10 protein-coding genes are annotated in these 15,280 nt (G+C 41.4%); 5 read left to right on the plus strand and 5 right to left on the minus strand.

The window, feature by feature from the left end; all coding sequences use genetic code 11:
* Positions 1–226 precede the first annotated feature (226 nt).
* The 3 genes from M2470_RS09415 to M2470_RS09425 all read left to right on the plus strand — a co-directional run bounded on the left by M2470_RS09415 (position 227) and on the right by M2470_RS09425 (position 4,486).
* The gene (locus tag M2470_RS09415; RefSeq protein ID WP_280744746.1) at positions 227–1,843 is read left to right on the plus strand and encodes an ATP-binding cassette domain-containing protein; all 1,617 of its coding nucleotides are present in this window, start codon (positions 227–229) and stop codon (positions 1,841–1,843) included.
* 12 nt (positions 1,844–1,855) lie between these two features.
* Positions 1,856–3,697: an alkaline phosphatase family protein gene (locus tag M2470_RS09420; RefSeq protein WP_280744745.1), complete on the plus strand. Its 1,842-nt coding sequence runs from the start codon at positions 1,856–1,858 to the stop codon at positions 3,695–3,697.
* A gap of 81 nt (positions 3,698–3,778) precedes the next feature.
* Positions 3,779–4,486, plus strand: coding sequence for a pirin family protein (locus M2470_RS09425; protein WP_280744744.1), 708 nt, complete (start codon positions 3,779–3,781; stop codon positions 4,484–4,486).
* 3 nt (positions 4,487–4,489) lie between these two features.
* Here M2470_RS09425 and M2470_RS09430 read toward each other — a convergent pair whose 3' ends face one another.
* Positions 4,490–5,773, minus strand: coding sequence for a M64 family metallopeptidase (locus M2470_RS09430; RefSeq protein ID WP_280744743.1), 1,284 nt, complete (start codon positions 5,771–5,773; stop codon positions 4,490–4,492).
* Positions 5,774–5,864: 91 nt separating this feature from the next.
* On the minus strand, positions 5,865–6,848 hold the full coding sequence (locus M2470_RS09435) for a hypothetical protein (protein ID WP_280744742.1): 984 nt from the start codon (positions 6,846–6,848) through the stop codon (positions 5,865–5,867).
* A 541-nt stretch (positions 6,849–7,389) separates the two neighbouring features.
* Between M2470_RS09435 and M2470_RS09440 the strand changes: the two genes are divergently transcribed.
* Positions 7,390–8,277, plus strand: a complete 888-nt coding sequence (locus tag M2470_RS09440; protein ID WP_280744741.1) for a hypothetical protein — start codon at positions 7,390–7,392, stop codon at positions 8,275–8,277.
* A gap of 21 nt (positions 8,278–8,298) precedes the next feature.
* On the plus strand, positions 8,299–8,676 hold the full coding sequence (locus M2470_RS09445; RefSeq protein ID WP_280744740.1) for a hypothetical protein: 378 nt from the start codon (positions 8,299–8,301) through the stop codon (positions 8,674–8,676).
* 85 nt (positions 8,677–8,761) lie between these two features.
* Here the strand turns inward: M2470_RS09445 and M2470_RS09450 are convergent, their stop codons facing one another.
* The 3 genes from M2470_RS09450 to rpoC form a co-directional block, all read right to left on the minus strand.
* A complete protein-coding gene (locus M2470_RS09450) occupies positions 8,762–9,076 on the minus strand; it encodes a DUF3467 domain-containing protein (protein ID WP_280744739.1) in 315 nt (104 codons plus the stop codon).
* 850 nt (positions 9,077–9,926) lie between these two features.
* Positions 9,927–10,811, minus strand: a complete 885-nt coding sequence (locus tag M2470_RS09455; protein ID WP_280744738.1) for an AraC family transcriptional regulator — start codon at positions 10,809–10,811, stop codon at positions 9,927–9,929.
* Positions 10,812–10,955: 144 nt separating this feature from the next.
* On the minus strand, positions 10,956–15,254 hold the full coding sequence (rpoC, locus tag M2470_RS09460; RefSeq protein ID WP_280744737.1) for a DNA-directed RNA polymerase subunit beta': 4,299 nt from the start codon (positions 15,252–15,254) through the stop codon (positions 10,956–10,958).
* Between the last annotated feature and the right edge of the window lie 26 nt (positions 15,255–15,280).

Raw genomic sequence — 15,280 nt, forward strand, 5'->3', positions numbered from 1 at the left:
TTTTTCTTTTTCCGACAAAAGTAACCGAGAGTGGCAGCGCGCGCAATGTTCTTTTATGGGGAAAAAGATGGATTATATTTGCAGAGGAGTTTGACTAACTATATAATGAGCAAATAATTCCGGCTCACGTCTTATTTTATTTCGCTCGTGAGCAAAAATATTTGGGACACATGCTATATTTTCGTACCTTTGCGCTCTCATTTGCAATTTAATAGGTATACATAATATGATTACTGTCAACAACCTGGACTTACAGTTTGGGAAACGCATTCTTTTTCAGGATGTCAATATGAAATTTACGCCGGGCAACTGCTATGGTATTATCGGAGCAAACGGTGCCGGCAAATCTACTTTTCTCAAAATCCTTAGCAAAGACATGGACCCCACCCGGGGAACCGTCAGCATGGGGCCGGGCGAACGTCTGTCCGTATTAAGCCAGGATCACTTTGCTTTCGACGAATATACGGTACTGGATACGGTACTGATGGGACATAGCAGCCTTTGGGAGGTTATGAACGAAAAAAACATGTTGTACGCAAAACCGGACTTCAGCGACGAAGATGGAATCAGAGTGTCTGAACTGGAAGAAAAGTTTGCCGAAATGGAAGGCTGGAACGCCGAAAGTGATGCCGCCAGTTTGCTAAGCGGATTGGGTATCAAGGAAAACCTGCATTACAGCATGATGAAGGACCTGAGCGGTAAGCAAAAGGTAAGGGTACTGCTGGCACGGGCGCTTTTCGGTAAGCCGGACAACCTGCTGCTGGATGAGCCTACCAACGACCTCGACCTGGAAACGGTAAGTTGGCTTGAGCAGTATCTTTCTAATTTTGAAAATACAGTATTGGTAGTAAGCCACGACAGGCACTTCCTCGACTCGGTTTGTACACATACGGTGGATATTGACTTTAATAAGCTGCAACTGTTTGCCGGTAACTACAGCTTCTGGTACGAATCGAGCCAGTTGGCCCTTCGCCAGCAACAGCAACAAAATAAGAAAGCGGAAGAAAAGAAGAAAGAACTGGAAGAATTTATCCGCCGCTTTAGTGCCAACGTAGCGAAGTCTAAACAGACTACGAGCCGCAAGAAGATGATTGAGAAGTTGAACATTGAGGAAATCCAACCTTCTTCACGCCGCTATCCGGGGATTCTTTTCACGCCTGCACGCGAACCGGGCAATCAGATACTGGAAGTAAAAGGCCTTACCAAAAGTATTGAAGGAGAAATACTGTTCCGCGACTTGAATTTTAATGTTGAGAAGAACGATAAAATTGTATTCATCAGTCGCGACCCTCGCTCTATGACAGCTCTTTTCCAGATCATTAACGGAGAAGAAAAGGCAGATGCAGGAACATTCCAATGGGGGCAGACAATTACAACGGCTTACCTTCCGCTGGATAATGCCAAATATTTCAATTCGGATTACAACCTGATCGAATGGCTCAGCCAGTTTGCCGCCGATACAAACGAAGTGTTCCTGAAAGGCTTCCTGGGCAGGATGTTATTCTCGGGCGAAGAATTGCTGAAAAAGGTAAACGTCCTTTCCGGAGGTGAAAAGATGCGTTGTATGATTTCACGCATGATGCTGAAAGATGCCAATACATTAATATTAGATACACCTACCAACCATTTGGATTTGGAGTCTATCCAGGCATTCAACAATACGCTGCAAGGGTACAAAGGAAATGTGCTGTTCTCCAGCCACGACCATGAGTTTATTCAAACGGTAGCGAACCGTGTGATAGAACTAACACCCAAAGGCATCATCGATAAGATGATAGAATACGACGATTATATCTCCGATCCGGCCATTGCCGAGCTTCGCGAGAAACTCTATGCCGAATAAAATCATATTCGTATGAAGAAAAGACTGCTTTTCGTCATAGCTGTATTTATAACCTGGCTGCCGGTTTTTGCTATTCAGAAACCGGTATTCATGCTTTATCACAGCAATCTGGCTACTGATTGTACCTGGATAGATTGGCTGAAAGTAGTTCTTCACGGATTAAAGCTGGATTGTACGATGGCTGGCTATCTTACAGTCATCCCCTTGCTTTGTACTCTTGTTTCCGTATGGATGCCCGGGGCATACCTGCGAAAAATACTGAACGTTTACTTTGCCGTCATGGCTACCCTGGTAGCAGCCATCTTTGCTGTAGACGTAGCTTTGTATGCTTTCTGGGGATTCCGCATAGATGCAACCGTTCTTTTTTATATGCAATCGCCGGCAGATGCCATGGCCAGTGTGCCGCTTGGCTTATTTATCCGGCAGATATTCCTCTTTCTGGTATATGCTTTTGGCATTTACTGGATATTCAGGAAGCTGATTGTTCCGATATTGCCCGAAGAGCCTGCCGGGAAAAGGATACTTCATACATGTATATTCCTGCTACTGGGAGGTATTCTCTTTTTACCGATCCGGGGAGGGGTTACTACCTCTACGGCCAATGTAGGGATGGTATATTTCAGCAACAAGCAGTTTTTGAATCACGCTGCGATCAATCCGGTATTCAGTCTGATCGCTTCACTTAGCAAACAGCAGGATTTTGCGGCTCAGTTCAACTTTTTCCCCGAAGACGAACGACAGGAATTATTCGAGCAACTGATCGTACCTGCGGACAGTCAGCTGTTGCCGGCTGAAAAGGCATCGCTATTAAATACCAAACAGCCGGACATCCTGTTGATCTTACTGGAAAGTTTTTCGGCCAATACAATAGAAGCACTGGGTGGAGAACCGGGTGTAACGCCTCATCTGAACCGCCTTTCGGAAGAAGGTATTTTATTCACCAACCTGTATTCCAATTCCTTTCGGACAGATCGCGGACTAGTGGCTATACTAAACGGCTATCCGGCTCAACCGACTACTTCTATCATGAAGTATCCGGCCAAAAGCCAAACGCTGCCTTCCATATCCCGCAGCCTGGTAGAAAAAGGATATACGGCAGATATGCTGTATGGCGGAGATATCAACTTCACCAATATGCAGAGCTATTTCTTCAGCGCCGGGTACAGTTCGATTGTGGCAGACCGTGACTTCCCGCTTTCCAGCCGTCTCAGCAAATGGGGAGCCAATGACGATATTACTTTTGCTCACCTGTACAAATCGTTGGTAAGCAAGGAAAAGAAAAGCCCTTGGCTCAGCACCTTCCTGACTCTCAGCAGCCATGAGCCGTTTGAGGTTCCTTATCATCGCCTGGAGCATCCGTACCTGAATTCCATCGCATTTACCGATAGTTGCCTGGGGGACTTTATCGACAAACTAAAGCAGACACCGACTTGGGAAAACCTGCTGGTTATCCTGATTGCTGACCATGGTTTCCGCTATCCCGATCAGTTAAAAGAAAACGAGCCACTAAGATTCCACATCCCCATGCTCTGGCTGGGAGGGGCCGTTAAGCAGGCGGAAAAGATAACCACCATAGGTGCCCAGACTGACTTGGCCGCCACATTACTCAGCCAGCTGGAGATACCACATCATGAGTTCACCTACAGTAAGAACTTACTCGACGAACATACGCCGCGTTTTGCCTTCTATACATTCAATAATGGTTTTGGATTTATAGACAGCAGCGGTATTTCCGTCTTTGACAATGAAAGTAATCGCCCGCTAATCATTGAGCCTGAGACAGGAAACGACCTCCGACTCGACAAAGGGAAAGCCTTCCTGCAAACACTATACGACGACCTGGGCAACCGCTAATACACGCTCCCTGCCTTTTATTGAACTTTTGCCTACCTGGATTGTTCTATTGATGAATTTTAATTAATAGGAGAATAGTTTATGAAAGTAGTGGTAGACAAGGCAAATACTCGGGGATACTTTAACCATGGTTGGTTGAAAACACGTCACACCTTCAGTTTTGCCGACTATTACAACCCGAAGCGTATGCACTTTGGTATGCTTCGGGTGCTGAATGATGACATTGTCGCGCCAAGCGAAGGCTTTGGTATGCACCCCCATAAGAATATGGAAGTGATTTCTATTCCGCTGGAAGGATATTTGCGCCACGGGGATAGTATCAAAAATAGCCATACAATCACTCCCGGAGACATACAGGTGATGAGTACAGGCACAGGTATATTCCACAGCGAGTATAACGACAGCGCCGAGGAAGACTTGAAATTCCTACAAATTTGGGTGTTTCCTAAAAAGGAAAATACGACTCCGAAATACGACAACTACGATATCCGTCCCACGCAGAAAAGGAACGAAATATCATTGATCATCTCTCCGGATGGAGACGCGCCCGCTTCTATCCTGCAAGATGCCTGGTTTTCTATGGGAACCCTGGATGCCGGACAAACCAAAGAGTACAAGCTGCATAAGAAAGATAGCGGCATCTACCTGTTTGTTATCGAAGGCGAAGTAAAAGTAGGCGACACAATCCTCTCCAAGAGAGACGGAGCCGGCTTCAGCGAAACCAACGAATTGAACATCGAAACCCTAAAAGAATCCACTATCCTGTTACTGGAAGTCCCGATGCATTAAACGTTATTTATCGGACAGGAAGTCTATCATACGAAGGATTGCGCGACTACAAGCCGGACAGAAAGGGGCATAGTCGCGCATCATACAATGATCCATCGGGCGATATATACCCTTCGCCAGATATCCTCCTCCTTCAAATACGCCGATATTATTCTTATGTGCATTGTCTAATGGCGTTGGAACCGGTATACCGGCGGGCAACAGGTCTTTCCATTTGCTGTCGAAATCTATTAATGTTGTGATATTAGGTTCCCAAGGCTCGCGCTTCAGGTTGTAAAATCCGTCATCATACGCCACTTCCGAAGAGAAGTATTCGTCGGCAAGGCCAGCAAAGCTATGTCCGAATTCATGTACGAAAACGACCGGAGTACGTGGATTATCCGATGTACCCATAGCGTAGAAATTATACATCCCGCCTCCGCCGTACATATCCGTATTTACGAGGATAAAGATAGCGTCACACGGCACATTCCATACGGCATCGCGTATGGATTTCATGTCGGGAGTCGTCAGATAACGGTCTACCCCAAATGTATAGTAGCCTGAGTTTAAAGCAGTATTCTTAAAGATTCCTTTTCCTGAAACGTCCGGTCCGGACTCTTCGGAAATCAATCCTACGGCCCAAACATTAAAGTCCTCCCGGCGCGTATCAAAAGGCGGAGTTTTGAACAATGACTCGGTGAATTTCCGGGCATCTGCTACAAACTTGTCTTGTTCTTCAGCTGTATAGCCTTCGCCCAGAAAGACCAGGTCTATCTTGTCTGCCAAATCTCCCTTGTTCTGAATATTGGTGGTCTTATTCTCTTTCAGCTTGCTTCTGTCTATAAAGATACTGGTTGGATCTATATCCAGCTTCAGTAAAGTGTGGAAGCGCATATCTTCCTTATCGCGTCCGGTAATCTCTAGAACAATTTCTTTTTTCGGGAATGGCACAGACACACTGTTTGTCCATGATTGTACTTCTTTCTTTGCCTGTTCAGTGCTTCGCCACTCCTCAAACAAGGTATTAAAGCCCCGGGAATATATCAATTGTCCGCTGGATTTATCATATACATTGGCGTAATATCCTCCGTAGTAGAAGTCGTCAATCAGGTTCTTTACAGGACCCGCCCAGACAGGTTCTTCCCGTAATTGCTGCAAAGCCGCCGCCTGATACTCCGAGTTTCCGCTAAGCGCAAAATCCACCCGCAAGCTTTTCTTTTCAAACCAATTGTCAAAACCAGCCTGAGCAAAAGTTGCTAAGACATAAAACAAAGCTAAAATAGTAAGAGATAGTTTATTTCCCATGGCATTTATGTATTTAATGTAGCTAAAACAATTACAAATATACGGGAAATGATCAATCACACAAGCCTATAAGAAATATTCTGGTCGAAAATCAGTACATTATTTTATCCATATTATCTACAAACTCCAGTTGCTTTGAGATAAAATCGAGAAGGATATTTTCACTGGCTCCCGAAATAAGAGTAGAATTCCTCATCAATGAGTCAATCCATTGTTTGTGGATGTTACAGATTTCTTTGTTGGTGATATGAATCGGATTAGCAGAATAGAGCCAGACGTTTGATTCTTCCTTTCCTTCATAAACAGAATAAATGGTGTTTGAAGTTACCTCCATTCCCGAAAGATAAAATTTGCTTTTCTTGAAAGGGGAATCATTAAATCCCGCCTGCATATATGTTTGCGTATATTTTATCGTAGCATGTAAGCTTTCCTTTAAATGGAGTAACTCCTTTTCTGTAATAAGCTTCCTTTGGTAAAAATACTGGATATCCCGTACAATATTTAGACATATATTCGGATCTATGATATACTCCTTACCATTCTTCGACATAAAAAGCGTATTAAATTCTCTGCTTGACGCACGTACGGTCTCAGGGATCGTAGTTTGGGAAAAAGGATGATTGACTGGTATCTCTCTCAACTGATACATCAGTTGATAATACAGAAAACGGAAAAGTGGCACTTCTTCTTTTATAAACAGGAATTGGAGACGATTTGACGTAATAATAAACAAACTGTCATTGGTGGGTATAAAATTGCTTAGTAATGCCTTGAAGTGAGCAAAAAGAGAGACAGTGCTACTCTCAGCCGTGATCTTATTAGCTTGGTTATTATGCAAACCGGATCGAAAGTCACTATTGACAGCTGATGCGATATCGTCTAACGAAAATCCCATTGCTGAAGATAGCTTCATTATTTCGTGAAAGGAAAAACTCTTTTCATATCTGAGCCTGCGATATACGGAATTTCGATTGAGACTGAGTATATCCATCAGATAATCCACGGGTTTTATATTATAGGGGATATACTCCAATATCCGCTCTATCAACAACATATCTATTGCGTTATTCTTCATTTTCCTTTACCATAAAGACAAATTATCTTACACCTCTAATTGGGAGCGAATATATGAAAGATATTATGAATCACAACATTCTAAATGAGGTAAAACATACAATATTGTTTACTTTTTACAAAACTTTAGCCAGTAATTATCCACTTTTTGATAATCCAAACTAAAACCATCCTATTTTTTACAAATTGATGTAATTATTTTTCCACAAATGGAAAAATAGACATAGACATTATAGCTTTTATTAGACCATTATTAATTTCTTTTGCATCAAGAAAAGACAATATTCTACAAAACAAATAATAACAGAAAAAAGTTTAACATTCTAGTTCCAAACAAAATGAGTATCAGGAAATTTGAGTTAATAACAGTAATGGCTATCTGCCTGCTAACCTCACATGCGCAAGTAACCATAGGATCAGGATCAGAACCTAGTGAAGCAACCTTGCTTCATTTAAAAGAAAATAATAATATTGGAGAAAATTCGAGTGCCGGTTTACTCCTCCCAAGAGTATATTTAGAGAATAAGCTTCAACTTTACCCAATGTTTAAGTCCAGTGATTATGATTATAATCAAACACAAAAAACGGTCCATGCAGGACTAATCGTCTATAACTTAACAGATGATAGCACAAAAGATCTCTGCCCCGGTCCTTATGTATGGAATGGGAACCAATGGGATAGGTTATGGGAAGCATGTGCACCACCAGCTCCCCCTGTAGAAATAAAATGTAGTGATATATATGTAACAGGATATCTGAATCAGAGTATGGAAAGTACTACGCCTAATGTACAGATTCCTTATACCCTTACTTCCGGTACTTCTTATAATTTACCGGCAGGTACAATCGGAACTTATGGAGGTGTAATTGCAAACGTTCGCGCTCAGACTCTCACAGCTTCCGGCAATATTGATGTTTATTTTACAGGCACTCCGACAACGACAATGAGCCAAGTAGCCTTCCCGATCGACGTTGCCGGCAGCACATGTATTATTTATCTTTCTGTTATGAAAGCACCAGTAGCCTGTCCTAATGGAGCAACTGCAAGAGCTTTTGTTTTCAAGCAAGACGATAAATGGTATGTGTTGACTAAGGAGGCTCAAACAATCGCGTGTAATACGGAAGAGGAAGCATTGAGACATCCGCAAGCTCTTCAATATTGTAATGATAGTCAAACAAGTGGCAGATGTATAGTTCTATTTAGTAGAGGCGGAGAAAACGAAGCCTTCATAAGTATGGGACAAGGAGCTAGTATAGTATATACCGGCGGCTGTTTTACCTCACTTATATTCTATGCAGGATCTGAGATAACAGATACACAAAATAATTACAAGAAACTAGGTGCAGTAAATGTATCAGGTGGAGTTGGACAATTTGGACACATATCCAGTAGCAAAACAGCAATAATGACAAACAAGCAATTAAGATAAATTAATTAGATTAATATATATATGAAACAGATGAAATTAGCAAAAACAATTGTTTTCAGTTTAGCTTTCCTATTTGCCCTGGCTTTAGGTACAGGTGTTAATGCTCAAGTAACTATCGGAGCGGGATTAGAGCCAAACAAAGGTGCATTGCTGGATCTGAAAGAAAGAAATCCGGCAAATCCGAGCATAGACAACTCTACCTCGAATAAGGGCTTGGGAATGCCAAGAGTTAAGCTTACAACTCTAACTTCGCTATCGGACATTAACGAAGCGACTGGTAAAGCCACAGAATTGATTGGCCTATTTGTGTATAATATAAATACAAACCACAGTCTTGGTATCAAACCGGGATTGTATGTCTGGGATGGGACAAGATGGCGTCCTCTTATTACATCATAAAGAAAACGCAAGAAAACATTTCCAGTAATTTTATCCTGTAGTTCAATGAGCTACAGGATATTTTGTTTTGCAGCTGAAAGGTTGATTAAGCCTCACCTTTAATACCTCCGATAGGGGGGATAAATCCATCTAGACCGGATGTGTTACCTCCCTGCTGTTCAAACTTGGCAATATTATCCTGTAAAGCATATAATAGGCGCTTGGCATTGTCGGGAGTCAGGATCACGCGGCTCTTCACCTTGGCTTTTGGTACCCCCGGCACTACACGAATAAAGTCAATGATAAACTCTGATGAAGAATGCGCTATGATCGCCAGATTAGCATAGGTTCCCTGAGCCATATCTTCAGCAAGTTCTACTTGTATTTCATTTGTCTGATTATTATTATTTTTGCTTTCCATGCCTTATCTTTATTAAAGAATTAATGATAAACAAAGATACCATAATTAAACAAAAGGAACAACTACCTCTTTGAAGATGCGTAAAAACAGGCCGTTCATGGGCAAAAACAGGTCGTGTGTGCGCAACAATAAGTCGTGAATGAGGACGAAGGACAAGTTGTATGGATTTCCCAGACAGCTGTTTATTAACGGTTTGACTATTTCTTATGTGTACCTTTGTGTACCCTTGTGTACCTTTTCCTATATGAGGTATAAAAAACATGTTCCTCGTTCCTCAAAATTATAATAGAGGAACAAGGAACATGTTTTCTATACTATATAGTAAAAGGGTACACTAAGGTACACAAGGGTACACATATCTATGCTTTTAAGATGCCAAAAATGGTCTTATAAAAAAACATAGTGGTTTGGTTTTCAATCCAATTGTCATACATTTAGGCTTTCTTTCTTTTTTCCTCTTCATATTAGCAATTGGAACTTCTATGATGCAAAAACACCCTTTTTGGAGCGTTTATCACACAAAAAAGCCCCCTATTTGAGCTAATTTTGTCCCTGACGGTTCCCTTAAAGTATCCCTAAAAAACACAGGTATAATAAAAGCGGCTACCTTCGCAGGCAACCGCTTTCCAGTTGTGTTTTTAATTCTCAATTCTTTAGACCAATGTAAAAAATATTTTTATTATTTAATTTAAATCACTATTACTTCTGGCATTTAAATTAAGGACATATAATTAAGTGCTAATTGTTATTATATGTTATCACAAATGTAGGAGGTTTCATAAGAACCACCAAATACTATTTACTCAATAAATGATACAAATTCGTCATTTTTTGCCTCAAAAGTTAATTTTTATATTTTGAAGCGGCTACGTGCGTACCTTTCCCGATATTCAGTTGGGGTTACCCCTTTCTTTTTTCTGAATATACGATTGAAATTAGACAGATTGTTAAATCCGCTTTTATAACAGATCTCAGAGATCGTATCACTAGTCTCAATCAATCGGCTAATTGAGCCGGATATACGGATCTCGTTCAGATTATCAATAAAGGTCTTCCCCGTCCACTTCTTCAAAAAACGAGTAACGGAAGATTCACTTGCATTTATCAGATTGGCTACATCTGCTAATGTAATCGAGCGCTGATAGTTTTCATGCAAAAACAACATGATCATACTCAAGCGGTCGTTATCCTGATCCTTAAAATTATTTACATTATTTAATGTATTCAGGCGTCGTGCGTTTGTATCTAAAGACAAAGATTTGAGTATATCCAACAAGCGCAATAGATTCCGGAAAGAATTGGTCTCATCATTATTGGACAACATCTTTAACTCCGGCTGGATACGATGAATTGTATCCTTACTGAAAACCAAGCCATGAGCAGCATTATCAAACATATTCCGTATGGTTTTAAAATGCCTCTTATTAATCAGGCTATCAAATAAAGAACGATGAAACTGAATCGTAATTTCTACCGTATTCTCAAATTTACATGTGTGATTGGAATATGCATGTGTTGTTCCGCCTCCGATAAGAAGTAAGTCTAAATCGCCGATTTCTTCTATCGAATCAGCAACCACACGAATCGCTCCTGAAGCATTTTCAAGATAGTTCAATTCAAATTCCGGATGTACATGAGGGGGATAAGCGAAACTTTGCTTATTCCGCTGCATCACCAGAAAGCAATCTTCCGGTGAAAGCGATGTAACTTCCTGTAATACGTCTATCTGACTCATAAAAACAAACCATAACCCACTCAAGGATTGATATAAACTACTTACAAATATAGTAAATGCTACGCTCTTTTCTATTACAACAGGATATAAAAAAGGCTGCCATTTTGAAATAGCAGCCTTTTATTTTATCTGAAAAAGGTATGATTAATCTTCCCTTTTATCAACTACTTTATCCATCATATTAAGTTCGACAACATTCTTGCGGTTTGCATAGATACGTTCGAACTCATCTTTAGCACCAACTACCAGCTTGTCGAAATCACGCTGACCGGTACCGGCAGGAATTAAGTGACCGCAAATAACGTTTTCTTTCAAACCTTCCAGACGGTCTACTTTTCCGTTGATTGCAGCTTCGTTCAGCACCTTCGTTGTTTCCTGGAAAGAAGCAGCCGACATAAAACTGTTCGTCTGCAAAGCGGCACGTGTAATACCTTGAAGTATCTGATTAGCAGTAGCAGGAACAGCGTCCCTCACTTCAACAGTCTTCAAGTCACGACGCTTCAACATACTGTTCTCATCCCTTAGTTTACGAGCCGTAACAATCTGTCCGGCCTGCAAGGTCTGAGAATCACCGCCATCTACAACAACTTTCTTGCCCCAGATACGGTCGTTTTCATCCATAACTTCCAGTTTGTCTACAATCTGTTGTTCCAGGAAGCGAGTATCACCCGGATCAACCACTTCTACCTTACGCATCATCTGGCGTACAATTACCTCAAAGTGTTTATCGTTGATCTTCACACCCTGCAAACGATATACGTCCTGTACTTCATTTACAATGTATTCCTGAACAGCTGTCGGACCTTTAATAGCCAGGATATCCGAAGGAGTGATAGCTCCATCTGACAACGGCATACCCGCACGGATATAGTCGTTTTCCTGAACCAAAAGTTGTTTTGACAAAGACACCATATACTTCTTCACTTCACCCAGTTTGGAAGTTACTGTGATTTCACGATTACCACGTTTGATCTTACCGAAACCAACCTCTCCATCGATTTCAGCTACTACCGCCGGATTAGACGGATTACGAGCTTCAAACAATTCGGTTACACGAGGAAGACCTCCGGTAATGTCACCCGTTTTACCAACGGCACGAGGCATTTTAACCAACACTTCCCCAGCTTTTACAGTATCGCCGTTTTCTTTCACAACGTGCGCACCTAAAGGTAGTGAGTAGTTCTTCAAATGGTTTCCTTCTCCATCTATAATATGAACAACCGGAGCTTTTGTTTTATCTTTCGGTTCGATGATAATTTTTTCCTTCAAACCTGTCGTTTCGTCACTTTCAACCTTGTAAGTAATACCTTCGATAACGCTTTCAAACTCTATCTTACCGGCTACTTCCGAAACAATTACAGCATTGAACGGGTCCCATTCGATAATCGTATCCCCTTTCTTTACTGTATCTCCGTTATTGAAATACAGCTTAGAACCATAAGGTACGTTATGAGTCAGCAATACAATTTTTGTATTCGGATCAACGATACGCATTTCAGCCAGACGGCTTACAACCACTTGGTGTAGCTTGCCTGTTACGTCTACAGTTTCAACAGAACGTAACTCATCAATTTCCAGGATACCATCGTATTTTGAAACAATACTACTTTCCGTAGCAATATTTGAAGCAATACCCCCAACGTGGAACGTACGCAATGTTAACTGTGTACCAGGCTCTCCAATGGACTGTGCAGCAATTACACCTACAACCTCACCTCTTTGAACCATCTGACCAGTAGCCAGATTACGACCATAACATTTTGCACAAACTCCCTTCTTGGATTCGCAAGTAAGTACCGAACGGATTTCTACGCTTTCTATTGGAGATTCTTGAATCTTCTTGGCTGCATCTTCACGTATTTCTTCACCTGATTCAACAATCAATTCGCCTGTAAGCGGGTGTTGAATATCATGAACAGAAACACGTCCCAGAATGCGTTCATACAGAGAAGCAATAACTTCTTCGTTGTTTTTTAACTCCGTACAAACCAATCCACGTAAAGTTCCACAGTCTTCTTCATTGATGATCACATCATGTGATACGTCAACCAAACGACGTGTTAAATACCCTGCATCGGCAGTTTTTAAAGCCGTATCAGCCAAGCCCTTACGAGCACCGTGAGTGGAGATAAAGTATTCCAATACCGACAGACCTTCCTTAAAGTTAGAAAGGATCGGGTTTTCAATAATCTGTCCACCTTCTGCACCACTCTTCTGAGGTTTTGCCATCAAACCACGCATACCGGAAAGCTGGCGGATCTGTTCTTTAGAACCACGAGCACCGGAATCCATCATCATGAACACAGAGTTGAATCCGTCATTATCAGCTGTAAGCTGCTTAATCAGAATTTCAGACAAACGGCTGTTAACGTGTGTCCATGTATCAATAATCTGGTTATAACGTTCATTAAACGTAATGAATCCCATACTGTAGTTATTCAGTATCTGATCCACTTCTTCATAACCTTCTTTTATTAATTTATCTTTTTCAGCCGGGATAAGTACGTCTGCCAAATTAAAGGACAAACCGCCTTTGAAGGCCATCTGATAACCCAGGTTCTTAATATCATCAAGGAATTGAGCTGTACGGGCAACCCCGCAAGATTTAATTACTTCGCCAATAATATCACGAAGCGATTTCTTCCCCAGAAGTTCATTAACAAAACCAACTTCTTCCGGAACGAACTCATTTACCATTATACGACCAACAGAAGTTTCTATCATTCGTTTAACGGATTCTCCATTTTCGAGAACTTCCACATATACTTTTATCGGAGCGTGGATATCTACTTTTCCTTCATTATAGGCTATAATAGCTTCTTCCACACCGTAGAACATCAAGCCTTCACCTTTCGTTCCCGAACGCAGCTTGGTGATATAATACAACCCAAGTACCATATCCTGAGAAGGAACAGTAATAGGAGCACCATTGGCCGGATTCAAAATGTTATGAGAAGCAAGCATCAACATCTGCGCTTCTAGGACAGCTTCATTCCCTAATGGCAAGTGAACAGCCATCTGGTCACCATCAAAGTCCGCATTAAATGCAGTACATGCCAATGGGTGTAACTGAATAGCCTTACCTTCTATCAATTTAGGCTGGAAAGCCTGGATACCTAAACGGTGCAATGTTGGGGCACGGTTAAGTAATACCGGATGACCCTTCATTACATATTCCAAAATATCCCAAACAACCGGCTCTTTACGATCTACAATTTTCTTCGCAGATTTAACCGTCTTGACAATACCGCGTTCAATCAACTTACGAATAATGAATGGTTTGTACAGTTCGGCTGCCATATCTTTAGGGATACCACACTCATGCATCTTCAATTCCGGTCCAACAACAATTACCGAACGAGCAGAATAGTCAACACGTTTACCCAGCAAATTCTGACGGAAACGTCCTTGCTTTCCTTTCAAACTATCTGATAGAGATTTCAATGGACGGTTTGCGTCTGTCTTCACGGCACTTGACTTGCGCGAGTTGTCAAACAATGAATCGACTGCTTCCTGAAGCATACGTTTTTCATTACGCAAAATTACTTCCGGAGCTTTAATATCTATAAGTCTTTTCAGACGGTTATTACGAATAATAACACGACGATACAAGTCATTTAAGTCTGATGTAGCAAAACGCCCACCATCTAAGGGTACTAACGGACGCAATTCCGGCGGAATAACCGGTACAACCTTGACAACCATCCATTCCGGCTTGTTGCGACCTCTGGACGCACGGAATGATTCTACTACCTGCAAACGTTTCAACGCCTCATTCTTACGTTGCTGGGAAGTATCTGTGCTAGCCCGATGACGTAAATCATAAGACAGAGTATCCAAATCCAAACGAGATAACAAGTCGTATACTGCCTCTGCACCAATCTTTGCAATAAATTTGTTAGGATCGGTATCTTCCAGCAGTTGGTTTTCTTTAGGCAGATTATCTAATATCTGTAAATATTCTTCTTCCGACAACAAGTCCAACTCAGCAACGGTGTCAATCGGCCCCGGTTGAATAACGACATATCGTTCGTAATAAATGATTGAGTCAAGTTTTTTTGTTGGTATTCCTAACAAATAACCAATTTTGTTGGGCAAAGAACGGAAATACCAAATATGAGCCACAGGAACAACCAAGTGGATATGCCCCATACGCTCCCGACGAACCTTTTTTTCCGTAACTTCTACACCGCAACGATCACACACAATCCCCTTATAGCGAATACGTTTATATTTACCGCAATGGCACTCATAGTCTTTAATAGGACCAAAAATGCGCTCGCAGAACAAACCATCCCGTTCTGGTTTATATGTACGATAGTTGATAGTCTCAGGCTTCAGAACTTCACCACTTGAATTCTCCAAGATTTCTTCCGGTGAAGCTAAGCCAATTGTAATTTTTGAAAAGTTACTCTTTATCTTATTTTCTTTTCTAAAAGCCATGTTGTTTGTTTATAAAGAGTTATTGA

Source organism: Parabacteroides sp. PH5-46, assembly GCF_029892785.1.
Classification (GTDB): domain Bacteria; phylum Bacteroidota; class Bacteroidia; order Bacteroidales; family Tannerellaceae; genus DFXE01.

Bases quoted from the DNA above. Each gene is read 5' to 3' on its own strand.
- M2470_RS09425 (WP_280744744.1), top strand. From the start codon at position 3,779: ATGAAAGTAGTGGTAGACAAGGCAAATACTCGGGGATACTTTAACCAT.
- M2470_RS09445 (WP_280744740.1), top strand. From the start codon at position 8,299: ATGAAACAGATGAAATTAGCAAAAACAATTGTTTTCAGTTTAGCTTTC.
- M2470_RS09430 (WP_280744743.1), bottom strand. From the start codon at position 5,773: ATGGGAAATAAACTATCTCTTACTATTTTAGCTTTGTTTTATGTCTTA.
- M2470_RS09415 (WP_280744746.1), top strand. From the start codon at position 227: ATGATTACTGTCAACAACCTGGACTTACAGTTTGGGAAACGCATTCTT.
- M2470_RS09435 (WP_280744742.1), bottom strand. From the start codon at position 6,848: ATGAAGAATAACGCAATAGATATGTTGTTGATAGAGCGGATATTGGAG.
- M2470_RS09450 (WP_280744739.1), bottom strand. From the start codon at position 9,076: ATGGAAAGCAAAAATAATAATAATCAGACAAATGAAATACAAGTAGAA.
- M2470_RS09420 (WP_280744745.1), top strand. From the start codon at position 1,856: ATGAAGAAAAGACTGCTTTTCGTCATAGCTGTATTTATAACCTGGCTG.
- M2470_RS09455 (WP_280744738.1), bottom strand. From the start codon at position 10,811: ATGAGTCAGATAGACGTATTACAGGAAGTTACATCGCTTTCACCGGAA.
- rpoC (WP_280744737.1), bottom strand. From the start codon at position 15,254: ATGGCTTTTAGAAAAGAAAATAAGATAAAGAGTAACTTTTCAAAAATT.
- M2470_RS09440 (WP_280744741.1), top strand. From the start codon at position 7,390: ATGTTTAAGTCCAGTGATTATGATTATAATCAAACACAAAAAACGGTC.